This window comes from Saccharopolyspora rectivirgula DSM 43747 (genome assembly GCF_000497205.1).
GTDB lineage: Bacteria > Actinomycetota > Actinomycetes > Mycobacteriales > Pseudonocardiaceae > Saccharopolyspora > Saccharopolyspora rectivirgula.
The window spans coordinates 15343-39247 of record NZ_AYJW01000020.1 but is presented as its reverse complement, the minus strand read 5'-3'; the positions used below and the strand labels follow the sequence as shown (position 1 = coordinate 39247).

The following is a 23905-nucleotide window of genomic DNA, read 5'->3' as shown; positions in this document are numbered from 1 at the left end:
CTACCTCGCTTTTCCAGCCGGATCAGCCATCAGCAACCTCCAGACCCCGGGAAGGCCGGTAGATGACGTGCACCGGCTGGCCCTGGACGAATTCCGTCTCCGCGCGACGGAGTTCGGAAGACGTGTCGGCCGACGTCCTGCCGCTGACGACGCGGGAGGGGACCACCACCGGGTCCTCCTCCACCCCGTCCCACTTGGATTCGGCCACCACCGGGTTGGTGTCCACCACCCGGCTGGTCTGTCGCACCGGCGGCAGCGCGGCTTGGCCTCCCGGGCGGCGCTGCACCTGGCTGGCCACCCCCCCGCCGTCCACCAGTTCCGGTGGCTCGTACTGGTCGAGCCGCTCGGCGGTCGCGGAGACCGAGGGAGCCTGCGCTTCGGGTCGAGCGCGCCAACGGCCCCGCGGGCCGGCGCCGTCCTCCTCCGGACCGCTCTGCCGGATCTGCTCCCAGAAGTCACCGCTGTTGTCCGAATCGGTGGACTGCCGCCCCCGGAAGCGGGAGAAGATGCTCGGCGGTGCGCTCGGCAGCGCCCGGCCGAAGCTGCCCACCGACAGTTCGACCATCTGCCGCATCCGGCGCACCGGTTTGCCGATCAGCAGGAACACCAGGGTGACCAGCGAGGCCAGCAGGATCTGGACCAGCGGCGTGAACCCGTAGGTGGGGTTGAAGATCCAGGTGAGCACCAAGGTGTGCACCCCGGCCATCGCCGCGATGACGACCGCGTTCAGCACCGCTGCACCGGCCACTCGGCCGATGCCGCGCAGCACGTCGTGGTACAGCAGCGCGACCAGTCCGATGATCGGTCCGGTCAGGATCAGCACGCGCAGCAGCACCTGCGCCAGCAGGATCGCGGCTTTGGCCAGCAGTTGGAAGGACGCGTAGGCCAGGCTCTGCACCAGCGCCAGCGCCCCGGCCCCCACTCGACTGCCGTCAACACCCTGGAAGTAGCCGTAAGCGCTGCCCATCTTGCCGGCGACTTCCTCGAAGGCTTCCTTCTTCGGTTCCGGAGAGCCCTCGTGCAGACCGGCGTCGACCTCCTGCTTCGTCCAGGCCTGGGCGCGCAACAGCTCCCGCCCCAGCTCCTCCGCCTTCGGCGAATCCGGGGAGCCGAACTCCCCGCGCAACCAGTTGCGGTAGACGACCTGGTCGTGCAGCAGGGTCGGCAGCGCGTCGGCCTCCTCCACCCCGACTTCGCGCAGGAAGCCGGCCTGCACCGCGGAAGTCCCGGTGATGACGACGCCGTCGAGGGCGTGGGTGTACACCAGCGGCGTCAGGTAGGTGGCCGAGGCGAACCACAGACCGCCGAGCGCCCACATGGTGCGCTTTCCGATGTTGGCCAGGTCGCCCTGCCAGATGTAGCGGAACAGCAGCACCGCCAGGACGACGGCGACCACACCGAACAAGGGGGCGAACACGCTGTCGTAGAGCGCGACCGTGCCGGTGGCGATCATCTCGTCCAGCGGCCCCATCAGGTCGCCGTAGAGCAGTGCGTAGTGCAGGCCGTTCGTAGCTCCGACGATGTTCTTGGCGACGTTGAACAGCTCGTTGCCCAGCCAGGTGTCGACCAGGGCGTGCGGGTTGGTCACCCCCTGCGGACCGCAGCCGAGGTCGTAGGTGTGCCAGACCAGACCGGCGTAGCCGACCTCGTCGTAGGCGCTTCCCGGCTGACCCGCCGACAGCGGGGCCCGGTCGATCTCGCCGACCATGCCCGAACCGGGGATCTCCGGATTGGGCGGCTCCTTGCAGTCGAAGTCCTGGGCCCAAGCGGGAGCACCGAGCGCTGCTTGCGCGGCCAGCAGCGCACCCGCCAGCACGAGCGCGCCGCGTTTCGGACTGCGCCGCAACCATCCGAACAGGACGGCACCAACAATCAGCGAAGCTACGATCAACCCGCTCACCGCTGGCCTTCTCCACCTCGCTCGCCGGATTGCGGCGCCGGATCCTGCGCGTCCTGGCGGGGTCCGGTGCCGACGGTCTCCAGCTCGAACTCGTCGAACGCCTCGAGGTCGTCGTCGTAGTCCACATCGGCTGCGGAGCCGGTGTGGACGTCGGAGTTCGCCCCGGTGTCGACGCCCGCTTGCAGGGCCGGAGGCTCGGCGACCTCTTCCACCCCGCCCGGGGTCGTGTCGAGGGTTTCCCGCAGGTGCGCCAGGTGCGGCCCGGAGAAGTCGATGCGAATGCGCTCCACCCCACCGGCGCCGTCGCCGAAGATGAACTGCCGCGGTGAGCGGTCGCGTTCGGTTTCGCTGCGGGTGGGCCGCCGCCCCAGGGACGCCACCACCTGCTCGTAGCCGGCACCGACCGGAACCTTGAGCAGCCGCAGCGCGTCGGCCTGGGCTTGCTCGTCGTCCAGCCGACCCACGAAGACCGAGTCGAGCAGCGAAGCGAACCCCTGGATGCGCAGGAAGTCCGCGGGCAGCTGGCTGGACAGCAGCACCCGCACGTTCCACTTGCGCGAGTCGCGGGCGAACCGGTTCATCAGGACCCGGCCGGTGGGCACTTCCGAGAGGAAGAACGCCTCGTCGATCCACACGCCCTTGCGCTCGTCCTTCGGGCGCTCGTAGACGGAGCGCTGGGTGAGCCAGGCCGCGAGGTTGAGCAGTTGGACGCCGAGCGCTTCGGCATCCGTCCAGTGCTCCCGGCCGACGTTGTCCTTGGGCAGGGTGAGCCCGGACATGGTCAGCACGGTGAGCCGGTCCTCCCGCCGCTCCGAGTACGGGTCGGCGTCGTCCTCCGGGATCAGCAGGGCCATGCGTTCCCGGATCTCGTCGAGGAAGTCGGCCACCACCACCGCGTGCTCGTGGTGTTCGCTGGCGTCCCGGCGCAGCGCGTCGAAGACCATGCCCGGGTGGGCGTCGGGTCGGCCGCCGACCGAGCGCACCGCCCGCAGCAGCACGATCCTGGTCTGCGGCAGCCGGGCCACCTCGTAGGGCAGCAGACCGGTCAGCACGTCCAGCACCAGGCGTCGGCGGGTGGCCGCGGCCAGCGCGCGTTCGCGGCGCCAACTGCGTTCCGGGTCGTCTTCGTCGACGAAGTGCTCCAGTTCGGGTTCGGCGACCACCCGGTACGGGTTGAGGATGCCCGGTTGCGCGCTGAGCAGGTTGATCGGCCGCGCGTAGGGTTTGAGCTCGGGCAGGTTGCACAGTTCGGCGAGCGGACCGGACGGGTCCAGCAGCGTCCAATAAGAACCCGACCGCAAGGTCTTGTAGACGATGCCGCCGCCCAGGAAGGACTTGCCGCCACCGAGACCGGCGACCATCGCGGTCAACCCGGACGAGTCGCGGATCTCCTGGGCCATCCACGGGTCCCAGGCCACCGGGCGGCGAGTGGCAGTGCACGTCTCGCCCAGCAGGATCCCTCGCCGGTCGCCGACTTCCGCCGTCGCCTGCGGCACCGCGGACGCCGCCCAGACCACGGATCCGCGGCGCATGTACGCGGCGTTGGCCAGCGGTTCTCCCGGGATGAACTCGCGGGCCAGCGAGTACTGCGCTTCCGGGTGCTCGATGGCGATCTTCGGCTTGTACAGGTCGAGGAGCTGTTGGGCGAGCCGGAGCGCGTCGCGTTCGGTCGGCCCGGAAACCGCCACCCGCCACCAGGACTTGACCCGGGTCGCCAGCGCGGTGAAACCGGTGGTCATCTCGTCGTCGATTTCGAGCACCCGGCTGGCTTGGCGGGCCAGCGAGGTCGGGGGCTCCAGGCCGTGCTCCTCGGTGTAGTGGCGCACCTGGGAGCGGACCTTGTTCATCTGGCGCTGCAGTTCACCGTTGACGTCCTCGGGGCGGCGCACGTAGATCCGGGCCGACCACTCGATCGGCGCGGGCAGCCGGTCGGAGTGCTGCACCCACGGGTCGTCGACTTCCGGTATCTGCAGTCCGTGCATCTGGCCGACGGTGAGCACCGCGACGTGCCGGGTGATGCCGGCGTTGGAACCGGTGCGACCGCGCACCGTGACGGTGGGCGCGTACGGCTCCTGGTGCATGTCAGCGGCGTCGGTGAACGAAGCCAGGTCTTCCGGTTCCCACGGCGCACCCGGTACCGCCGGCAGGTTGCGCGGCGCCGGCAACCCCAGCGAGCACGACCGGTGCATCAGCCAGGACATCTCTTCAGCGGTGACCGGGCGTCCTTCCAGGCCGGCGGAGCCGATCACCTGGTCCAGGTGCTCGATTTCGCTGTCCAGCGCCACCAGCTCGGCATCGACCGCTTCGGGGAAGACGCGGCGCAGCAGCGGAGCGGCTCGTTCCACCGCGCGGTCCATGACGTTGCGGGTCTGCACCTGAACACCGAGGTAGACCTCTTTTTCCGCCATGGAGCGGCCCATCAGCTGCTGCTGCTCGCCGACCATGTAGTCGTCGAAGGACAGCGCTCCGGGCACGTCCGGCAGCGGGTTGCGTGCATTGTGGACGTGGGCTTCGGCCCACATCCGGATCGGGTAAGGCCGGGTGGTCACCCGCAGGTGCAGCCAACGCCCTTGCAGTTCGGCGTACTGGCCGGCGATGGCGGCGATGAGGTCCTGGCGCTGGGAGTCGGACCGGAACGACCAGCGCTGCGGGGACAGCCGGTACCAGGCGAACACGTCCTGCGAGGTCCGCAGCAGGTGGCCGTCGATGGAACGAGCCGCTATCGAAGGCGTGTAGGTGGGGATCGCCTGCTCGTCGCCGAGCCCGCGAGGCCGCCTCCTCTTCTTGCGGGCCTTCTGGTTCTGACCGCGGGACTGGTTCAGCATCTGTCGTTTGTTCCGCTCACGGCCTCGCTGGCGACCGAACACCGCGAACCTCCCTGTTACGCGCGCGTGTGCTGGCGACCGGGGTGCGGCCCGGCTGCCGGGCGTACCGCGCCCTCCGCTGCCTGCCCCGGGACCGCTGCCTGGTTTTCTTCGGCCGAGGCCGTTGACTGTTCACCCTGATGCGGGCAGCGCTGGCGGCCCCGCCCGTTGCGGACGTCTTCTCCCGCGGGGCGGTGAGCTCGCGCAGCCACATCGTCATCACGGCGCTCAGCGGCCGCTCGTGGCTGATCCGCGAGCAGATGAGCCTGGTGAGCGCAACGGTGATGACGACTGCCCACGCGGTTGAGAAGAACCCGAAGCCGATTCCCAGCCGCCGTTCCACGGCGAGGACGAGCAGGAACACCACGATGCCCACGCCCCAGGCGACGTAGCGCGCCCGCCACGGGAACGTCGCCTTGGGCGGGCCGAGCCAGACCGCGTCCACCCGGTAGATCTCGTCGTCGGTGCGGATGCGCACTGGTGATCACCCGCTGGTCGCGAACAAGCTGGCGATGAACGTTCCGATGTCCACCCCGGCACCGGTGACGGCCAAGCCGATGATGCCGAGCGCGACGAAAACACCGCCCACTCGACGCATGACACCGGCGTTGTCGCCCTTCCCGCCACCCAGCCACAGCAGCAGGATGGCGACGGTGAGCAGCAGCAGCGGAAGCAGGTTGTTGAGAATCCAACCGCGGATGCCCTCGGTGCCCAGCTGCGTTTGCTGCGCCAGTACGTCTAGTTGCGCCAGTGTTTCCAGCGGCATGGCGGTCATCTCTGCACCCCTAGCGCGCAGTGTTTTCGGGTCGGTGCCTGAGCTTGCCGGCATGATCCGGCACGCAGGTACGAGTAGAACATGACAAGGTCACCAGAAGTAGTGGTTACGGCTCCGGGTGTGGCGAAAACCCGGCGGCACCGAATCAGCTCGGCCACGCGCCGGATAGGCCGAACGGGCATGCCACTTTTGGCGTAAAACGGCAGAATCGCCAATAACCAGGCAACCCTCTGCCTCGACTGTCGTGACTTTTCACCCGCTTGCGAACCCTTTCGTAACACACCGTGCACAAACCTGTGCCGAAGTGGAGTTGCGCACACCTCACCAGGAAGCACCCGACCGGATCACCGCGGAGCGAGTTCGACCAGCGGCCCCCGGCCAAGTGATCTTGGCTTGCTGGCAGGGTAGCGGTTTTTCCCCTGGCCGTACCACCCAGGGCAGCGCTGGTCGCGGCATCTGCACTGAAAAAGAGGAGAGAACGCGCGAAGCGGCCGCGACGGCGAACGTTCCCGACGAGAAGAACGAAGATGCGGATGAGTCGGCCTGTAAGCCGGATTCTGTTCCCGGGCGCCTTGCGGCAGTCCCGTTCGGCGACCATCCATCTGGGCTTGCCGTCACCGACAAGCTCAAGCGGCCTACCCGCGGACTCGGGCGGGCCACCCTCGAACGTCCGCGCAGGCACCTACCGGTGCCCTCTTGGCCTTGCTCCGGGTGGGGTTTACCAAGCCACCCCGGTCACCCGGGGTGCTGGTGGTCTCTTACACCACCTTTTCACCCTTACCCGGTGGAGAACCCACCGGGCGGTCTGTTTTCTGTGGCACTTTCCCGCGGGTCGCCCCGGGTTGCTGTTAGCAACCACCCTGCCCTGTGGAGTCCGGACTTTCCTCGATGGGCTCTCGCCCACCGCGGTCGCCCAGCCGACTCATCCGCTCCTTCCGAGTTTACCCAACCGTCACCGAACGGTCCGGAGGCGTGCGCGCGGGCGGGCGCCTGCCCACCCGGCTCGCGGGATCAAGCCAGGTGGGAGGTGTCGTTGACCAGCCGGACCGACGCGTGCCCGTCGGCGTAGAACTCCACAATAGACAGCGAGGCCAGGTCCAACCGGAGCCGGAAGAACACTTCAGGACCGGCACCGAGCCCCAGCCGCAACAACGCCTTGAGCGGCGTGGTGTGGCTGACCACCACCGCGGTCCGGCCGGCGTAGCGGTCCACCAGTTCGTCCCGCAGCGCGGCGACCCGCCGGTGCACCGCGTCCAAGCTCTCCCCGCCCGGCGGCGGCACGCTGGGGTCGGAAAGCCACTTGCGGTGCAGTTCCGGGTCCCGCTGGGCGGCCTCGGCGAACGTGAGCCCCTCCCACTCGCCGAAGTCGGCCTCCCGCAGCGCGTCGTGCACCACGGTCTCCCCGCCGATCTCCCCCGCCACTTCGTCCGCGGTCTGCCGGGCCCGGCGCAGCGGCGAGGAGAGCACCACCGAACCGGAAGTCGGGAGGTTCGGCAGCTTCGCGACCCGACGGGCCAACAACCTGGCCTGCTGCCAGCCGACCCGGGTCAGCTGCGGGTCACCCCGACCGCAGTAGCGCCCTTCCACGGAGAAATCGGTCTGCGCGTGCCGCAGCAGCACCAGTCGGGTGGTCGCCTCGTCGCCCACCGCGGGCGCCCGTTCCCGGTCCCGCGGCTGCTCACCGGACGCAGCCGCGTCCATGGCCTCGTTGGCCAACCGGTCGGCGTGGGCGTTCTCCGCGCGGGGCACCCAGGTGAAGCTGACCTGTGCGAAACCCCCGACCAGTTCCGTCGCCTGCGCGACGAGGGGCTGCAGGTGGGGCTGCTTGACCCGCCAGCGGCCGGACATCTGCTCGACGACGAGCTTGGAGTCCATCCGCACGTCCACGGTGTCCGCGCCCAGCTCGGCGGCCGCTCGCAGTCCAGCGATCAGCCCCTGGTACTCGGCGACGTTGTTGGTGGTGGTGCCCAGGCTGATCGACCGCTCGGCCAGCACTTCCCCCTCGGGGCCGCGGACTACCGCCCCGCACCCGGCCACGCCGGGGTTGCCGCGCGAGCCGCCGTCAGCTTCGACGACGAACCGGCCGCTCACTCGCCGGCTCCTCCCGTGCGCACCAGCACAGCACCGCACTCCGAGCAGCGCACCACGTCGTCCGGGGCCGCTTCCCGCAAGTCCTTCAACGTCGACCTGTCGAGTTCGAGCCGGCAAGCACCGCACCGGCTGCCCTGCAGCGGCCCGGCCGCGATGCCCCGCTGCTGCAGGATCCGCTCGTACAGCGCCGCCAGCTCCGCGGGCAGGGCGTTGATCAGCAGCTCGCGCTCCTTCGCGCGGCGCGCCTGGGCGGCCTCCAGGTCGGCGAGTTCCTCGTCGCGGCGGTACTTGGCGTCCTCCAGCGCCTGCTCGGCCTCCGCGACCGCCTGCTTGGACCGGGTCACGTTGGCCTCCAGCGCCTCGCGCTGCTCCATGACCTCCAGCAGCTCTTCTTCCAGCACGTCCTGCCGGCGGGCCAGGGTCTGCAGCTCGTGCTCCAGCTCCTCCAGCTGCTTGGCGGAACCACCGGAGGACATCATCCGCTCGTCGCGTTCCTTCCGGGCGCGCAGCTGCTCGATCTCCTTCTCCAGGCGCTTCACCTCGCGCTCGAGATCGCCGTAGGAAGTTTGGGCGAGCACCAGCTCGTCCCGCTTGGCCTGCAACTCACGCTCCGCGCGACCGATCTCTTCCAGTTCAGCCAAGGTCCGCCGGCGGTGCTTGACGCGGTTCAGATCGGCATCGACCTGAGCGAGCTCGAGCAGCCGCCGCTGCGCGGCTGGGTCGGCTTTCACGCGAGTGTCCTCCCTGAGTCGGCTGCCGTACCGGCGTGCACAGTCCACGGATCGGTGCGGCGGGTGGAAACCAGAACCTCGACAGTATCGGGCAGCGCCGCGGTCACGATGTCAGCCGCCTGCTGGCACCACGGCCACTCGCTGGCCCAGTGCGCCACATCCACCAGCGCGGGGACCTTGGTGCCGGGGACGTCGGCCTGCGCCAGGTGCTCCGCAGCCGGGTGGTGCCGCAGGTCAGCGGTCACGTACGCGTCCACCCCGGCCTCCTGCGCGGCGGCCAGGAACGAATCCCCAGCGCCACCGCAGACCGCGACGGTCCGCACCGGCTGCTGCGGATCACCGGCCGCGCGAACCCCCCACGCCGTGGTGGGCAGCGCGTTGGCCACCCGCTGCACGAAGTCCCGCAGCGGCTCGGCTTCGGGCAGTTCCCCGATCCGGCCGAGCCCGGTGGCGGCTCCCTCGGCGTGCGGGGCCAGCGGGGCCCGCACCGACAGTCCGAGCGCAGCGGCCAACGCGTCCGACACGCCCGGAACCGCGCTGTCCGCGTTGGTGTGCGCGCAGTACAGCGCGACACCGGAGCGGATCAGCTGGTGCACCACCCGGCCCTTGTGGCTGTTGGCCGGGACCCCGTGCACTCCCCGGAGCAGCAGGGGGTGGTGCGCGACCAGCAGCTGCGCGCCCGCCTGCACTGCTTCGTCCACAGTAGCCTCCACCGGGTCCACGCAGAACAGCACCCGGTGCACCGGCTCCTCCGGATCACCGCAGACCAGGCCGACCGCGTCCCAGCTTTCGGCCAGCGCAGGCGGATACGCCTCCTCCAGCACCGCGAGCACGTCCTTGATCCGCACCGTCATGCCTCATCCCATCCCACGAGTTCCCGGAGAGCCCGGACCAGCAGCCTGTTCTGGTCCGGCTGGCGCACCGCCACCCGCATGTCGTTCGTCCCCAACCCGGGGAAGGTGTCTCCCCGGCGCACCGCGATCCCCCGCTCCCGCAGCGCCCCGCGCACCTTCTCCCCGTTCTCGACGGAGAGCAGCAGGAACGGCCCGTGGGCCGGCCCGACCACCCGGACCCCGGGGATCGCGGCGAGCTCGGCGGCCAGCTCCCGCCGGTGCTCGGCGGTGCGCAGCGCAGCCCGCTCCGCTTCCGCGACCGCCGCCGGCTCGCAACAGGCCCGCACCGCTTCCAGCACCAACGTGCCCACCGGCCAGTGCGGGCGGAGTCGACCGAGCTGCCGCAGCAGCTGCGGGCTGCCCAGCGCATACCCGGCGCGCAGCCCCGGCAGTCCCCACGTCTTGGTCAGGCTGCGCACCACCAGCAGCCCGTCCGCCCGGTGGCCGGCCAACGACTGCGGTTCGCCGGGGATCGCATCGGCGAAGGCCTCGTCCACCACTACCACCCGGCCGGGCCGCAGCAGCCGGCGGATGTCACCGGCCGGGTGCTGCACGGAAGTCGGATTCGTCGGGTTGCCCACCACCACCAGGTCGGCCTGCTCCGGCACGGCCCGCGGGTCGAGCCGGTAGCCGTCCTCGGCCGGCAGGACCACCCGCCGCACCTCGATCCCGGCGGTGCGCAGCGCCAGCTCCGGCTCGGTGAACGACGGGTGGATCACCGCGGCCAACTTGGGGCGCAGCGCGGGCAGCAGGGAGAACGCCTCGGCCGCTCCGGAGAGGATCAGCACCTCTTCGGGGTCTCGGCCGTGCCGTTGCGCGGCCGCCGCCTGCGCGGCCCGCTGGTCCTGCTGCGAGGGGTACTTCCCCACCCGGTCGAGCGCTGCGGCGAGCCGGTCGCGCAGCCACGCCGGTGGCCGGTCCAGCCGGACGTTCACCGCGAAGTCGACCAGCCCGGGGGCCGCGTCGACATCGCCGTGGTGGCGCAACAGCTCCTGATCGTCTCCGCCGCTCATCGCGGGCAGTCTAGCCACCGGCGAGATCGCTTCCCGCCACGCGGCCCGCTCCGGTGCACCGGTCGTTATCCTCGGCGGACGTGCACATCTCCTTCATCTGCACCGGGAACATCTGTCGTTCTCCCATGGCGGCGCTGGTATTCCGCGAGCACCTCCGGCGGGCCGGGCTGGCCGATCAGGTCGAGGTGACGAGCGCCGGGGTGGGGCCGTGGCATGCCGGCGAGCCCGCCGACCGGCGCACCCAGAAGGTCCTCGCCGACCACGGCTACCCGACCGAGCACGTCGCCCAGCAGATCGACGACGAGCACCTGGCCGCCGATCTGCTGGTCGTCATGGACAGCGGCCACCTGGCAGCGGTGCGCAGGCTGGCCGACGATCCCGCGAAGGTGCGGCTGCTGCGCTCGTTCGACCCGGATTCGCCCGAGGACGCCGAAGTGCCCGATCCTTACTACGGTGGCGACAAGGGCTTCGAGGAAGTGCTGGCCATGATCGAAGCAGCCGTACCCGGACTGCTCGACTGGACCCGGGAGCGGATCGGAGGTCAATGAGCTTGCGCGCGCAGGCCGAAGCGGCGATAACCGAGATCACCGGGCAGCCCCCGGTCTCGGTGCGCCAGGTCAGCAGCGGGGACGCCGCGGCCGGTGCCTTCGTCGCCCAGCTGCCCGACGGCACCCCGGTGTTCGCCAAGGCCAGCAGGCTGGAGCGAGCCGCCCAGGCCGAAGCGGCCTCCCTGACCTGGCTGGCCGAACCCGGTGCCCTCGCGGTGCCGCGGGTGCACGGCCACGACGACCACTGGCTGGTGATCGACTTCATCGAGCCGGGGGCGCCCACTCCGCAGGCGGCCGAGGAGTTCGGCCGCGGGCTGGCCCGGCTGCACGCCGCCGGTGCCCCGCACTTCGGGGCAGCTCCCCCGGGCGGTCCGGAAGAGGCCTGGATCGGCTTGGCGCCGATGAGGAACGTGCCGTGCGAGTCGTGGCCGGAGTTCTACGCCACCCACCGGGTGGAGCCGTACCTGCAGCGGGCCGTCGACTCCGGAGTGCTCGGCCCGCAGGACGGCAAGGTGATCCGCTCGGTGTGCGAGCGGCTGGACGAGTTGGCCGGCCCGGCAGAACCGCCCGCCCGGCTGCACGGCGACCTGTGGAGCGGCAACGTGCACTGGGGAGACGGGGTGGCCTGGGCGATCGACCCGGCCGCGCACGGCGGGCACCGGGAAACCGACCTGGCGATGCTGCAGCTCTTCGGCTGCCCGCACTTGGACCGGATATTGGCGGCTTACCAGGAGGTCAGCCCGTTGGCGGAGGGCTGGCGGCAGCGGGTCGGACTGCACCAGCTCTTCCCGCTGCTGGTGCACGCAGTGCTGTTCGGCAGCGGCTACGCCGGGCAAGCGCTGGCGGCCGCCCGCTCCGCGCTGCGCGCCGCGGGCTGAACCGCAGTTGATTCGCCCACACCCCCACCAGCCCAGCTCGGGGGCGAAAACCCCAGCGACTTACCGTAGTAGGTGTGCGCCTGAAGTTTCTGCTGCGACCGGGCTGGCTCGCCGCGATCGCACTCGTCGTGGTGTTCGTCGCACTCTGCTTCACGGTGCTCGCCCCGTGGCAGTTCCAGCGCAGCGAGGAGAGGCACGCCCGCAACGAGGCGATCAGCGCCTCGTTCCGGGAACCACCGCGACCGCTCGACGAAGTCCTGCCCCAGGGGCAAGCCCCGGACCAGAGCACCGAGTGGAAGCGGGTGGTCCTGCGCGGCCAGTACCTGCCGGAGGGCGAAGTCCTGGCCTGGCAGCGCAGCGTCCTGGGTGAGCCCGCTTTCGAAGTCCTCACCCCGTTCCGCCTCACCGACGGGACGACGGTCCTGGTGGACCGCGGTTTCATCCGCCCGGTGGAGAGCACCCGCACCCCGGACTTCGCGGCACCTCCCTCCGGGGAGGTCACGCTGACCGCTCGCGTGCGCATGGACGAGGTCGACGCGCAGCAGCGCCCCGCTTTCGAGCACGACGGCCACCGGTGGGTGCACACCATCGACTCGCGAACCGTCGCCGAGAGCACCGGCATCCAGTTGCGCCCCGGCTACTTCGTGCTGGTCGAGGACCAGCCGGGCGGGCTCGGGGTGCTCCCGCTGCCCCAGTTGAACTCCGGTCCGCACTTCTCCTACGCCCTGCAGTGGATCACCTTCGGCGTTCTCGCCATCGCCACCGTCGGGTACCTGATCCACACCGAGATGCGGGGGCCGAAGCCGAGCGGGGAAGCCACCGGCGAACGCGCCCGGCGGAGGAAGCTGTCCGTGGCCGAGGCGATCGCCGAGGAGGAGCGGCGCGAGGAGGAAGAGCTGCAGAACCGCCAGCGCGGTTGAGCGCTCACCGGCGCAGCGCGCGCAGCAGCGCCCACGCGGCGGCCGCTGCCCCGGCGGCCGCTCCGACGACCCGGGAGAGCTCCACACCGCGGCGCACGTCCCCGGTGTCGGCGGTGCGCCCTTCCCCGAGGATCGGGCGCTGCTCGGCCGCGTGGCCGTACACGGTCCGCCCGCCGAGCCGGACCTGCAGTGCACCGGCGAAAGCGGCTTCCACCTGTCCCGCGTTGGGGCTCGGGTGGGCTTTGGCGTCCCGCCGCCAGGCCCGCCAGGAGTCCCGCGCGGAACCACCGACCACCGGCGCGCACGCAGCCGTCAGGAGGGCCGCGACGCGGGAGGGGACGAGGTTCAGCAGGTCGTCGAGCCGGGCCGAGGCCCAACCGAATTCGCGGTACCGGGGCGATCGGTAGCCGACCATGGCGTCGAGCGTGTTGGCCGCCCGGTAGGCGAGCAGACCGGGAACGCCGGCGACCGCTCCCCACAGCAGCGGGGCCACCACCGCGTCGGAGGTGTTCTCGGCCACCGACTCGACCGTGGCCCGGGCCAGCCCCTGCTGGTCGAGCGTCGAGGCGTCCCGGCTGCACAGGCACTTGAGCTGGGTGCGGGCACCGTCGAGATCCCCGGCGTCGAGCAGCCTGGCCATCTTCGTGCCCTCGTCGGCCAGCGAGGCCCCGCCCAGCACGACCCAGGTGGCCAAAGCGGTGCTCGCCGCCTGCAGCACCGGGCTGCGCCGGGTGATCCGCTCGACCGCGATGCCGAGACCGGCCGCACCTCCGGTGAACAGCACGCTGTAGACCACGCCGGGCAGCCGGTGGTCCCGGTACAGCGCGCGTTCGCCGGCCTGGGCGAGCCGGCCGAACGCCGCGACCGGGTGGCCGTGCTTCGGATCGCCCAGAGCTGCATCTGCGGCTGCTCCCAGCAGCAGCCCGATTGCCCGTGCCGCACTCACCGGGTTCCTCCTCGTCCCGCCGCGGTCTCCGCGAAGATCTTCCCCCGGCAATTGAACACCGTGGGGCACCGGGCCCCGCAGGGGACTCCGCCGGCTGGCGGCAAGGCCGGTCCGCCCCACCGGCTATGGTTGCCGACCGTGACGGCCCCGGATCACCAAGCTGACGCGCTGCGGGCGGAGACCGCCGGTGCGCTCTCGGCCGAGCCCTCCCCCGCCGAGCAGCCCGCGGACGAGGAAGCCAGGCTGCAGCTGTTCTCCTACCTGCAGGCCCCCGAGCGCCGCACCTATTTGGCGATCATGCGGCTGTTCACCTCCACGCTGCTGGCCGACCTGTCGGCCGGTGAGGTGGCCGCCGCGCTGGCCGACGTGGAGCGGGAGGGCCGGATCGCCCCCGGTGAATCGAACCCGGAGACCGTCATCGACCGGCTCAAGCAGCTGGTCAAGTGGGGCAACCTGGTGGTCGGGCGCCGGGAGACGATCGCCTCCAGCATCGCCGAGTTCCAGCACGGCAGCGTTCGGTACCAGGTGAGCAAGCTGGCGGTGCGGGTGCAGCGGGAGGTCGACGTCCTGCTGCGGGTGCCCGAGGGCGCCAGGGAGGTGTCCCGGGAGTTGCTGCCCGCCATCGACCGCGGCCTGCGTTCGATCAGCACCCAGCTGTCCGAGGTCCTGGCCGCCGAGCAGCGGGACCCGCGGGCGCGGAGCGTGCAACGGGCCCGCGAACAGCTGGCCGGGCAGGTCACCACGGTGTTCCTGCAGCACACCGAGCTCGCCGCCACGGTCCGCGACTTCTACGCCTACCTCGGCCAGGTGGTGAACCGGCACCAGCTCGCCCCCGACGAGATCTCGGGTTTCCGCAACCTGCTGGTCGAGTACATCCAGATGGTGGTCGAGGACGTGCTGCGGCACACCGAGTCGCTCGCGCGTTCGCTGACCGACCTGGCCGGGAGGCGGGACGAACTGCTCCGGCAGCTGGGCCCCGCCGAGCAGCTCGGCGGCGAGGTGGAGCGGGCTCGGGGCCGTTCCGCGGCGGACTGGCAGGAGTTGACCGACTGGTTCGTCGACTCCCCCGGCCGCCCGAGCCAGGTCTCCGCGCTCCGGGAGGCCACCGCGCGCGCCATCGGCGCGCTGTTGGCCAGCGTCAAGCGCGCCACCGCCGGCAGCGTGCTGGCCCCCAGCCGGCGCGGTGAGCTGCTGAAGCTGGCCAAGTGGTTCGACGAAGCCACCCCGGAGCGGGCGGAGCAGCTGTACGCCGCGGCGTTCGGGTTGCACTCGGCGCGGCACCTGTTCCCGGCACCCGAGTACGACGCCGACAACGAGGACGTGCCGTGGCGCGACGGCCCGGTGCAGGAGGTGAGCGTCAGCGTGCGGGCCCGCAGCGACCGGTCCGGGCGCGGCAAGACCTCCCGGGTGTTGGACGATCCGATGACCGAGGTGGCACTGCGGGACCGGGCCCGCGAAGCGGACCGGCGGCGGAGCGCGGCGTTCGCCGAACTGGCCGCGGCGGCGTCCCGCCTGCCGCAGACCCGGTTGTCAGCGGACGCGCTGGAGGTGTTCTGCGAGTTGCTCACGCTGGCGATGGCCGCTCGGGAGCAGCAGACCGGCACCGGGTCGGCGTTCGACCCGGTGCACCGGGTGCGGTTGACGGTGAGCCACGCTCCGGGGACTGCCACCGAGGTGCGCAGCGCCGCGGGCAGTTTGACCTTGCAGGACACCGCGGTGCGGATCAGCGGTGAGGACGTGAGCACTGGGGTCGCCGGATGAGCCTGCAGTTCGACGGTTTGAGCAACATCGACCAGGCCAACGTGGTGCACTGCGCGCGGGTGCTGCTGCGGCGACCGCTGCTGCGGCCGGACGGCCCGGAGGGCGATCTGCTGCCGCTGGTCTACCGCCACCGCTCGGTGCTGCAGGAGATGTTCGCCCACTTGTTGGGCTACCGGTTGGTGGTGGAACGCCGGTTCGCCCGGTTGTGCAAGACCGGTCCGGCGGGCGGACCCAGCCGCGGTGAGCCGGGGTTGTCCCCGCGCGGCCACGCCTACGTGGCGCTGACCTTGGCCGCGTTGACCGGTGCGGGCCGCCAGGTGCTGTTGTCCCGGCTGGTCTCCGACATCCGGGCTGCTGCCGCGGAGGCCGGGATCGAGGTGGTGGACGACCAGACCGATCGGCGGGCGCTGACGGCAGCGCTGCGGCACCTGGTCGCCCTGGGGGTGATCGCCGAGACGGAGGGCACGGTTTCGGCCGATTCCCAGGAGGAGGCGTTGATCACGGTCAACACCGATCTGCTCGGCCAGCTGCTCGTCGGTCCGCTGGGCGAGGCGGGCAGCCCGGTGGAACTGGTCGAGTTGGCCGCTGGTCAGGGCAGTGCCGAACAAGCGGTGCGGCGCCGGCTGGTCGAGGACCCGGTGGTGCTCTACCAGGACCTGCCGGCCGAGCAGGCGGCGTGGCTGCGCAAGCACGGCGAGCGGGAGTCGGCCACCCTGGAGCGGTACTTCAACCTGGTCACCGAGTTCCGGGCCGAGGGCGTGCTGGTGACCGATCCGGAGAGCTACCTGACCGATCTGGTCTTCCCCGGCGCCAGCACGGTGTCGCGGATCACGCTGCTGGCCCTGCCCGAGTTGCTCTCCCGGACGCAACCTCGCCCGGACGGCAAGCATCCGATCAACCGGCGGCTTCTCGACGAGGTGTGCCAGCAGCTGGTCGCGGCCTACCCGGCGGCTTGGGCGCGGCAGGCCACCCAGGATCCCGAGCAGCTCGTGGACGAGGTCGTCGATCTGCTCGACCGGACCGGCCTGCTGTCCCGGGAGGGCGAGCAGTGGCTGCTCAGTCCGGTGGCGCACCGCTGGCGACCGCACCCGGACGCCGCGGCGGCACCGCCGGAGGCGGAACGGCCTCCCAAGCCCGCGCCGCAGCCCAGGTCACTTTTCGACACGACGGACGAGGACGGTCAACGGTGAGCCCACAACTGGTGAGCGGGGCGGACACGCCAATCCCCGGCGGGCTGACGGCGCGCTGGCGGCTCCACCGCGGTGGCATCGTCAACATCTGGCAGTACGCCGAAACCGAGTTCGACTTCTCCGGTGGCCGGGCGATCTTCCAGGGCACCAACGGTTCGGGCAAGTCCCGCACCCTGGAGTTGCTGCTCCCGCTGTGCTTGGACGGCGACCTGCGGCAGATGGGCTCCAAGGGGTTCGACACGGTGAGCATCCGGCGGTTGATGCTGGACGAGTACCCCGGCACCCAGCCCAACCGGATCGGCTACGCCTGGATCGAACTGCACCGCACCGCCGAGGACGGCGGTGATGAGTTCCTGACCTGCGGCATCGGGGTCAAGGCGTCCCGGACCGCGCAGGCGATCAGCGATTCGTGGCGGTTCATCACCTCGCGGCGGGTGGGTGTCGACCTGCACTTGGCCGACGAGGACCGGTACCCGTTGAGCGCGGCTGCGCTCCGGGAGGAGCTGGGCCCGGAGTGCGTGCTGGACGACGAGGCCTTCCGGGCGAAGGTGGCGTCCGTCGTCTACGGGGTTCCGGCGGAGCGCTACAGCGATCTGCTGCACCTGCAGCGCACGCTGCGCAATCCCGATGTGGGGCTGCGGGTGCAGAACCAGCAGTTGGAGCAGATCCTCTCGGACGCGCTCCCCCCGCTGGACTCGTCGCTGATCGAGCGGTTGGCGACCTCGTTCGACGACCTGGAGTCGATCCGCGAGAACATCGTCCGGCTGTCCGGTGCGGACGAGGCGCTGCGCCGCTTCCTCGCCTGCTACTCGGATTACGCGCTCGGCTCGCTGCAGGAGCGCGCCGGCAAGATGCGCAAGGCCGACGAACGGCTGAGCGCGCTGCGGGGCGAACTCGCCGAACTGCAGCGCAAGTTGGCCACCGAGCAGGAGCAGGCCGCGGAAGCGCAGCGCACCGTTGCCGAGCTCGAGCAGCGGGAAGCCGAGCTGGAGACGAGCATCGAAGCGCTGCGCTCGCACCCGGCGTACGGGGAGCTGCAGAACCTGCGGGACCGCGAGCGGTTGGTGGAGAGCACCAGGGCCGCTGCACTGTCCGCTTTGGACACCGCGAGCAAGCACCGGGCGCAGGAGCACCGGTCCGCTGAAGCGGTGGTGAACGTGCTGCGGCGGCTGGTCACCGACAACCAGGCGGCGGCGAACGCGGCTTCCCGCACCGCCGGCCAGCTCGACGCGGCCGGTCTGGACAGTTCGCTGGTTCCCGCGCCCCCCGCCCCGCCGAACGCGGAACTGCGGGTGAAGACCGAACGGGTGCGCACTTCCCCGAACCCGGACGCCGAACCGGTCACCATCGAGCGGTACCTGGTGCCGCAGTTGGACACCGACGGGTTCGCGCAGCAGTACCGCGCGCTGCTGGACAACTACGACCAGGTGGCGGCCTTGGCCCGGCAGCAAGCCGCGCTGACCTTGACGCTGCACCAGCAGGCCCAGGAGCTCGACGCCGAGCACAGCAGGATCGGCGAGCTGCACCGCGCCGCGCGGCAAGCCCAGCTGGCCGCGACGGAGGAATCCGGTCGTCGGCACCAGGCCCGGCAGCAGTTGCGCGAAGCCGCTGCCGCCTGGGCGGCGCGGGCGGCGGACTGGGCGCACGACTGGCCCGGGGAAGCGGAACCGCCGGAGCCACCGGCCCCGGAACAGCTGGTCGCTGACCGCAACGCCACCCGCTACGCGCGGGACGACGTCCGTCTCTGGGCCCGCCCGCAACTGCAGCAGGCCCGCCGCCGGGCCGCGCAGCTGGAGCAGGAGTTGGCCGCGTTGGAGGCGGACAGGGAGCAGCACCAGCGGGAGCTGGCGGAGCTGCAGGCGGGCGGCGAGCGCGTCCCGGGACGGCCGGAGTGGGCGACCGCTGACCGGGATCCGGAGCGCGGCCGCGCGTTCTACCAGCTGGTGGACTTCCAGCCCGGGCTGGAGGAAGCGGAGCGGGCCGGTCTGGAAGCGGCTCTGCAGGCCAGCGGTCTGCTCAACGCGTGGGTCAGCGCTGACGGTGAGGTCACCGGGGTGCCCGACCTGTTCGCCGCGCCGCGCGCAGCGGCCTCCGGCGGCACGCTCGCCGATCTGCTGGTGCCGGCCGCGGACGCGGACAACCCGGTTCCCCAGGAGCGGGTGGCCGAACTGCTGCGGGCGGTTTCGACCGATGGCAGCGGCACGTTCTCGGTGTCGACGTCCGGCCGCTGGCGGTCCGGGGTGCTGTCCGGGCAGTGGCGGAAGAGCACCGCCGAGTTCATCGGTGCCGGTGCCCGGCACGCTGCCCGGCAACGCCGCATCGCCGAGCTGGAGGACGAGCTGGAGCGGTTGAACGCCGACATCGCTGCTGCCGAGCAGCGGCACCGGGAGGCCGGGGAGCACGCACTGGCGCTGGAACGCCACTTGGACTCCTATCCGGACGACAACGAGCTGTTGACCGCGCACGTCCAGCTGGCGTCCGCTGTGGACGCGGCGGAGGCCGCTGAGCAGCAGGCCGCTGAGCTCCGCGAACAGCACGAGCAGGCCCGGCAGCGCTGGCAGGCGGCGCACGCCGATCTGGTGCGGGCCGCCGGTGAAGCGGGTCTGCCCGCGGAGACGCAGCTGCTGCAGGCCGCCAACCGCGCGGCCAACGACGCGCTGACCTGCCTGGACCTGCTGCGCGAGGCGGTGGAGACGCGTTGCTTGCCGACCGTGGCGGAGCTGCGCGACATCTGCCTGCACCACGACGTCGCGGTGGCCGACCGGATGGAGGCGGAGTCCCAGGCCGAGCAGCGCTGCGCCGAGTACGCCGAGCAGGCCGCGGCGCTGGCCGAGTTGACCGCGGCCGTCGACGGCGAGGCCAAGGACATCACCGAGCGGGTCAGCTCCTACGAGCAGGAGCGGGCTGATCTGCGGCGCCGGCTCCCCAAGGCCCGTCAGGAGCTGACCAAGCTGCAGGTTTCCGCCGGGAAGCTGGAGAACCGGTTGGACGACCGGCAGGCGGCGCTGGAGGAGCGGCAGTCGCTGGCGTCGGCGGCGTCCGAGGAGTTCCGCCGCGCGCTGCGGTTGCCCGGTTTCTGGCGGGCTTGCGGGCTCGGTGACGAGGTGCCGGACGACCTGGTCAAGGCCGGTGAGCTGGTGTTGGACGCCCCGCAGCGCAGCACGTCCTGGGGGAAGGTGGCCAACGAGCAGCAGGTGCTGCAGCAGGCGCTGGCCGGCAACTACGACATCGCGGTCACCGAAGTGGACGGACTGTTCGCGGTGACGATCACCGGTGAGGAGGGACCGCAGCCGGTGGCGGAGGCCGCTGACCGGGTCAGCACCCGGCTCGCGGAACTCCGCGGCTACCTCAACGAGCGCTACCAGGAGATCTTCGCCGACTACCTGATCCGCGACCTGACCGAGCGGCTGCGCGAGCAGTTGCGGGTGGCCCGGGACCTGTGCCGGCGGATGAACGAGGTGCTCGAGGGGGCGCGGTCCAGCCAGGGCGTGCACGTCCAGTTGGAGTGGCGGCCCTCCCCTTCGCTCAGCGACGACGTGCGGCAGGCGATCGAGCTGGTGCGCATCCCGTTCGCCGAGCGCAGCGAGGAGCAGGACGCCGTGTTGCGGCGGGTGTTCACCCAGCTGATCGAGGCCCAGCGGGACAGCGCTTCGGGTGGTTACGCCGAACTGCTGGCGCGGGCGTTGGACTACCGCTCCTGGTACTCGTTCAACGTGCGGGTGCGGGACACCGGCCCGGACGGCAAGCCGCGGGTGCGCCGGCTGCGCCAGCTGTCCTCAGGGGAGACCCGGCTGGTTTCCTACGTCACCTTGTTCGCCGCGGCCGCCGCGTTCTACGACGCGGTGAGCGCCTCTTCGGACGGTCGGGGACCGCTGCGCCTGGTGCTGCTGGACGAGGCGTTCGAGCGCTTGGACGATCCCACGATCGCCCGGATGCTGGGGCTGCTGGTGGATTTGGACATGGACTGGGTGATCACCTGGCCCAGTGGGTGGGGCATCTCGCCGAAGATCCCCAAGATGCACATCTTCGACATCCTCCGGCCGAGCAGCGGACCGGGCATCGCGTGCACCCACACCGTGTGGAACGGCAGCGGCCTGACCACCGCCGAGTCGTGAGCCGACGGCCGCGGGAGCGGTTCTCGGGAGCTGCCGCGGCCGCCGGTGCGGCGCCTCAGCCGAGGGTTTCGATGACCTTCACCCCGTGCAGTCGACGCACGAAGTCCGCCCCGAAGGCGGTGGAGGGGGTGTGCGCTCCCGGCGCCACTTGCCGGGTTCGCAGGGCGCTCACGATCCGCAGCACCGAGTCGGCGGTGAGGTCGTAGGGCTCGGGGGTGACCAGGGCGGCCGTCACCGTGGTCCCCGCAGCGTTCCGGGCTTCGGCGTACACCTCGGCCCACCCGCGGGCTCGGCGGCGGGAGCCCGGACCGCGCAGGAGTTTGCCGATCAGCGCTTTGCCGACCCGCTGCACGGCGGGCAACCCGAACACCGCTTGCGCTGCTCGCGCGCTGCGGCCGCGCACCCGGTCCAGGCCGGGGAGCGCGGCGAAGGTGGTGATGTTCTCGATGCCCGTGCTCCGGTGGGCCGTGGCCACGTCCCCCCACGGCAGGGAGGCTGCTCTTCTGGTCCCGGAGGGGAACGGGATCTCGCGGACGCGCCAGCCGAGCGGCACTTGCCGCAGTTCGCCGTTGATGCGGGCGCGGCCGCCGGTGGCGGCTCCCTCGAGGGCGGTTTTCATCGTGCCGGGGCTGATCGCGCTGCTGGCGAAGAAAGCCAGGTCCAGGTGGGTCGCGTCGGGCAGTTTGGCGGCGACCATCGCACCGAGGCAGTCCGTGGGGACCACGTCGAAACCGGCTCCCGGCAGCAGCACGACGCCCGCTCGCCGGGCGTCCTCGTCGCGCGCGAAGACCGATTCGAACACGTCGATCTCGCCCGTGATGTCCAGGTAGTGCGCGCCGGCCCGGAGGCAGCCCTCGACCATGGGGGCCGAGGTGGTCGAGAACGGTCCGGCGCAGTGCGCCACGATGTCGATGTCGTCCAGGGCTGCGGCCACCGCGCCCGGGTCCTTCAGGTCGAAAACGCGGTACGGCAGGCCGCGCGCGGTGGCGAAGGCGGCGACCTTCTCCGCGTTCCGGCCCGCCACCACCGGGCGTTCTCCTCGCTCGCAGGCGAGGTCGGCGACCAGCCGCCCGGTGTAGCCGGAGACCCCGTAAACCATCCAGGTGCCCGACATCTGCGCTCCAGCCATCCCCACGTTGCCTTTCGACGCTCGAACCATAGGCGATCATGATCTCTACCACGACCGGACGGCTCGACCACGTCTTCAACGCGGTGTTTCCGACGCCGGTTGCCTGAGAGGTGGAGCACAGGACGGGTGGTGCCGGGGTGGGCGGGTGCTCGGCTTGCGGGTTCGGCGGGTGGGTGGGAGTTCGCCGTCGACGCGTCCCGCCGCGGCGCGGCGGGGTTTCACAGCTGTTGCAGGGCTTCGAAGACGAGCCAGCCGCCGAAGACCGCGAACAGGGCAGCGGCTCCGTACTGGACCGCCTTCTTCGGCACGTGCTTGCCCACCAGCAGGCCGATCCCGATGGCGAGCGCGTCGGCCAGCACCATTCCCAACGTGGAACCTATCCAGGTGCCGAGCCAGTTGTGCTGGGTGGCCAGGGTGACGGTGGCCAGCATCGTCTTGTCGCCGAGTTCGGCCAGCATGAAGGCCAGCGTCACGACGAGGAGTGCTGGACCGCCCCACCTGGCTCGCCGGTTGTCCTGATCGCTGAGCGCGTCCCCCCGCAGTGTCCAGGCGGCGAACCCCAGGAAGGCCAGTCCGGCCACCAGGCTGACCAGCTCTCCGGGCAGCGCAGCGCCCAGCGTGACGCCGAGCCCGACTGAAACGGCGTGCACCAGCGTGGTGGCCAGCGTGATTCCGAGCAGCACCTGCCACGGCCGATACCTGGCGGTGAAAGCCAGCGCCATTAATTGTGATTTGTCTCCGAGTTCAGCGATGAAAATCGCAGCCGAACTCACCGCAAGACTCGCGAACATGCCGAACTCCTCAACCGCACCCGGCCAAAGGCGCAAAACCTCCGGCCGCAACTGCAACGCCGAAGGTCTCGCCCACCCCGACCAGGGGTTTCGCGACCGGGCGCTATTCATCGGCGCCAGCATGTCGACCGCGATGTTCCGGGCTACTCCCCTTCTTCCCGGAGCAGATTACACGTCCTTCCCAACACTTCAAGCCCCAGGGTCTTGATCGTTCAACAAAAATGCTATTTGCGTTTTTCCGAAAAATAGTTTCGCCACCCCGAAAATCACGTTGGCGCCATCCTCAACGCATTTTTTTCGACCGTCCACCAGCTTTTTTCCGCGAATTCGGTGGGCGGATGGGGTCAGGAGCGGACGTGCGCCGCGCGGAGATCCCCGGGGGGTGCCACATCGGAGTGAGTTGTGACTCAGATCACATTGATTCGTGGAACACGCGTCCGGAGCAGCGTGTTGAACCAGCTGGCCGATGCGCACGTGTCCCCCGGGCCGCAACCATTGCCTTCGCGGAATACCGTTCGGCTGGAGCCGCGTTGCGCCACTTCGCCGAGAGGCGACCGGCGCATCGGCCTCTTCTTCTCTTCGTTCAGGGGACCTGGAAACTGCTGTCCCGGGCATCGGTGATCGCCATGTGCCCGGGGGCGTGCCCGATCGCGAACGGGGGTCTGGACTGCATCACCGCCGCCTGCGGTGTCACACCGCAGGCCCAGAACACCGGGATCTCCCCGGGCCGGATCTCCACCGGATCCCCGAAGTCCGGTCGGTCGACATCGGTGATCCCCAGTTCAGCCGGCTCCCCCACGTGCACCGGAGCACCGTGCACCGCCGGGTACCGGGAGGTGATCCGCACCGCCGCGGGCACGAGTTCAGCTGGCACGGGCCGCATCGACACCACCAGCGGACCGGACAGCCGTCCCGCCGGACGGCACTGCCGGTTGGTCCGGTACATCGGAACGTTGCGCCCGGTGTCCAGGTGCCGCACCGGCACCCCCGCTTCCAGCAGCGCCGATTCGAAGGTGAAGCTGCACCCCACCAGGAAGGACACCAGGTCGTCGCGCCAGAGCTCGGTGACGTCGGTGCGCTCCTCCACCAGTTCCCCGTCCCGGTAGACCCGGTAGGCGGGCAGGTCGGTGCGCAGGTCCCCGGCGAAGATCCCCGCGCTGGTCTCCCCCGGCTCGGTCACCTCCAGCACCGGGCAGGGCTGCGGGTTGCGCTGGGCGAACAGCAGGAAGTCGTAGGCGTACTCGCGGGGCAAGCTGATCAAGTTCGCCTGCGTCCAACCCCGGCAGTAGCCGGACGTCGGCACCCGCAACCCGGCGCGGAAGGCTTCCCTGGCCTGCGTCGGCGTCATCTCCTGCGGCGG

The 23905-nt window shown here is 70.9% G+C and carries 18 protein-coding genes and 1 other RNA gene; 6 read left to right on the top strand and 13 right to left on the bottom strand.

Annotation, left to right across the window (positions count from 1 at the left end):
• Window positions 1-22: 22 nt before the first annotated feature.
• From SREC43747_RS0107835 to cobC, 9 genes are all read right to left on the bottom strand, one after another.
• A complete protein-coding gene (locus SREC43747_RS0107835) occupies window positions 23-1900 on the bottom strand; it encodes a hypothetical protein (RefSeq protein WP_236623081.1) in 1878 nt (625 codons plus the stop codon).
• Window positions 1897-4725, bottom strand: a complete 2829-nt coding sequence (locus tag SREC43747_RS0107830) for an ATP-binding protein (RefSeq protein WP_037331564.1) — start codon at window positions 4723-4725, stop codon at window positions 1897-1899. The genes SREC43747_RS0107835 and SREC43747_RS0107830 overlap by 4 nt, the downstream gene beginning before the upstream one ends.
• A gap of 16 nt (window positions 4726-4741) precedes the next feature.
• Entirely contained in the window at window positions 4742-5242 is a 501-nt protein-coding gene (locus SREC43747_RS0107825; RefSeq protein WP_029720606.1) for a hypothetical protein, read from the bottom strand.
• A gap of 6 nt (window positions 5243-5248) precedes the next feature.
• On the bottom strand, window positions 5249-5539 hold the full coding sequence (locus tag SREC43747_RS0107820) for a hypothetical protein (RefSeq protein ID WP_029720605.1): 291 nt from the start codon (window positions 5537-5539) through the stop codon (window positions 5249-5251).
• Window positions 5540-6069: 530 nt separating this feature from the next.
• Window positions 6070-6464, bottom strand: an RNA gene (gene rnpB, locus SREC43747_RS20205) — RNase P RNA component class A.
• An 86-nt stretch (window positions 6465-6550) separates the two neighbouring features.
• The gene (locus SREC43747_RS0107815) at window positions 6551-7630 is read right to left on the bottom strand and encodes a bifunctional RNase H/acid phosphatase (protein WP_029720604.1); all 1080 of its coding nucleotides are present in this window, start codon (window positions 7628-7630) and stop codon (window positions 6551-6553) included.
• On the bottom strand, window positions 7627-8361 hold the full coding sequence (locus SREC43747_RS0107810; RefSeq protein ID WP_029720603.1) for a zinc ribbon domain-containing protein: 735 nt from the start codon (window positions 8359-8361) through the stop codon (window positions 7627-7629). The genes SREC43747_RS0107815 and SREC43747_RS0107810 overlap by 4 nt, the downstream gene beginning before the upstream one ends.
• Window positions 8358-9215 carry a Nif3-like dinuclear metal center hexameric protein gene (locus SREC43747_RS0107805; protein WP_029720602.1) on the bottom strand — a complete coding sequence of 286 codons (858 nt, stop codon included), beginning with the start codon at window positions 9213-9215 and terminating at the stop codon, window positions 8358-8360. The genes SREC43747_RS0107810 and SREC43747_RS0107805 overlap by 4 nt, the downstream gene beginning before the upstream one ends.
• On the bottom strand, window positions 9212-10267 hold the full coding sequence (cobC, locus tag SREC43747_RS0107800) for an Rv2231c family histidinol phosphate aminotransferase CobC (protein WP_029720601.1): 1056 nt from the start codon (window positions 10265-10267) through the stop codon (window positions 9212-9214). The genes SREC43747_RS0107805 and cobC overlap by 4 nt, the downstream gene beginning before the upstream one ends.
• An 80-nt stretch (window positions 10268-10347) precedes the next feature.
• Here cobC and SREC43747_RS0107795 point away from each other — a divergent pair, with 80 nt between their 5' ends.
• The 3 genes from SREC43747_RS0107795 (at window position 10348) to SREC43747_RS0107785 (ending at window position 12613) form a co-directional block, all read left to right on the top strand.
• Complete coding sequence (locus tag SREC43747_RS0107795) at window positions 10348-10815, top strand: low molecular weight protein-tyrosine-phosphatase (protein ID WP_029720600.1); 468 nt, start codon at window positions 10348-10350, stop codon at window positions 10813-10815.
• A complete protein-coding gene (locus SREC43747_RS0107790; RefSeq protein WP_029720599.1) occupies window positions 10812-11693 on the top strand; it encodes a fructosamine kinase family protein in 882 nt (293 codons plus the stop codon). Before SREC43747_RS0107795 ends, SREC43747_RS0107790 begins: the two co-directional genes overlap by 4 nt.
• Before the next feature lie 74 nt (window positions 11694-11767).
• Entirely contained in the window at window positions 11768-12613 is an 846-nt protein-coding gene (locus SREC43747_RS0107785) for an SURF1 family cytochrome oxidase biogenesis protein (protein WP_029720598.1), read from the top strand.
• A gap of 4 nt (window positions 12614-12617) precedes the next feature.
• Here SREC43747_RS0107785 and SREC43747_RS0107780 read toward each other — a convergent pair whose 3' ends face one another.
• Window positions 12618-13559 (bottom strand): cobalamin biosynthesis protein, encoded by a 942-nt coding sequence (locus SREC43747_RS0107780; RefSeq protein WP_029720597.1) that lies wholly within the window; start codon window positions 13557-13559, stop codon window positions 12618-12620.
• 138 nt (window positions 13560-13697) lie between these two features.
• On the opposite strand from SREC43747_RS0107780, the gene SREC43747_RS0107775 reads away from it, so the two are divergent.
• From SREC43747_RS0107775 to SREC43747_RS0107765, 3 genes are read left to right on the top strand one after another with little or no spacing between them, the layout of a single operon-like run.
• A complete protein-coding gene (locus SREC43747_RS0107775; protein ID WP_029720596.1) occupies window positions 13698-15320 on the top strand; it encodes a DUF2397 domain-containing protein in 1623 nt (540 codons plus the stop codon).
• Complete coding sequence (locus SREC43747_RS0107770) at window positions 15317-16510, top strand: TIGR02678 family protein (protein ID WP_029720595.1); 1194 nt, start codon at window positions 15317-15319, stop codon at window positions 16508-16510. The genes SREC43747_RS0107775 and SREC43747_RS0107770 overlap by 4 nt, the downstream gene beginning before the upstream one ends.
• Window positions 16507-20625: a TIGR02680 family protein gene (locus tag SREC43747_RS0107765; protein ID WP_236623080.1), complete on the top strand. Its 4119-nt coding sequence runs from the start codon at window positions 16507-16509 to the stop codon at window positions 20623-20625. Before SREC43747_RS0107770 ends, SREC43747_RS0107765 begins: the two co-directional genes overlap by 4 nt.
• A 55-nt stretch (window positions 20626-20680) precedes the next feature.
• Here the strand turns inward: SREC43747_RS0107765 and SREC43747_RS0107760 are convergent, their stop codons facing one another.
• The 3 genes from SREC43747_RS0107760 to SREC43747_RS0107750 form a co-directional block, all read right to left on the bottom strand.
• Entirely contained in the window at window positions 20681-21739 is a 1059-nt protein-coding gene (locus tag SREC43747_RS0107760) for a saccharopine dehydrogenase family protein (RefSeq protein WP_037331562.1), read from the bottom strand.
• A 233-nt stretch (window positions 21740-21972) separates the two neighbouring features.
• Window positions 21973-22545 carry a TMEM165/GDT1 family protein gene (locus tag SREC43747_RS0107755; protein ID WP_029720592.1) on the bottom strand — a complete coding sequence of 191 codons (573 nt, stop codon included), beginning with the start codon at window positions 22543-22545 and terminating at the stop codon, window positions 21973-21975.
• A 583-nt stretch (window positions 22546-23128) separates the two neighbouring features.
• Window positions 23129-23893: a putative hydro-lyase gene (locus tag SREC43747_RS0107750; protein ID WP_081722473.1), complete on the bottom strand. Its 765-nt coding sequence runs from the start codon at window positions 23891-23893 to the stop codon at window positions 23129-23131.
• Window positions 23894-23905 lie beyond the last annotated feature (12 nt).

Excerpts from the sequence above, each read along its gene's own strand:
- SREC43747_RS0107830 (WP_037331564.1), bottom strand. The coding sequence starts at position 4,725 with ATGCTGAACCAGTCCCGCGGTCAGAACCAGAAGGCCCGCAAGAAGAGG.
- SREC43747_RS0107820 (WP_029720605.1), bottom strand. The coding sequence starts at position 5,539 with ATGACCGCCATGCCGCTGGAAACACTGGCGCAACTAGACGTACTGGCG.
- SREC43747_RS0107805 (WP_029720602.1), bottom strand. The coding sequence starts at position 9,215 with ATGACGGTGCGGATCAAGGACGTGCTCGCGGTGCTGGAGGAGGCGTAT.
- cobC (WP_029720601.1), bottom strand. The coding sequence starts at position 10,267 with ATGAGCGGCGGAGACGATCAGGAGCTGTTGCGCCACCACGGCGATGTC.
- SREC43747_RS0107790 (WP_029720599.1), top strand. The coding sequence starts at position 10,812 with ATGAGCTTGCGCGCGCAGGCCGAAGCGGCGATAACCGAGATCACCGGG.
- SREC43747_RS0107770 (WP_029720595.1), top strand. The coding sequence starts at position 15,317 with ATGAGCCTGCAGTTCGACGGTTTGAGCAACATCGACCAGGCCAACGTG.
- SREC43747_RS0107760 (WP_037331562.1), bottom strand. The coding sequence starts at position 21,739 with ATGTCGGGCACCTGGATGGTTTACGGGGTCTCCGGCTACACCGGGCGG.
- SREC43747_RS0107755 (WP_029720592.1), bottom strand. The coding sequence starts at position 22,545 with ATGTTCGCGAGTCTTGCGGTGAGTTCGGCTGCGATTTTCATCGCTGAA.
- SREC43747_RS0107750 (WP_081722473.1), bottom strand. The coding sequence starts at position 23,893 with ATGACGCCGACGCAGGCCAGGGAAGCCTTCCGCGCCGGGTTGCGGGTG.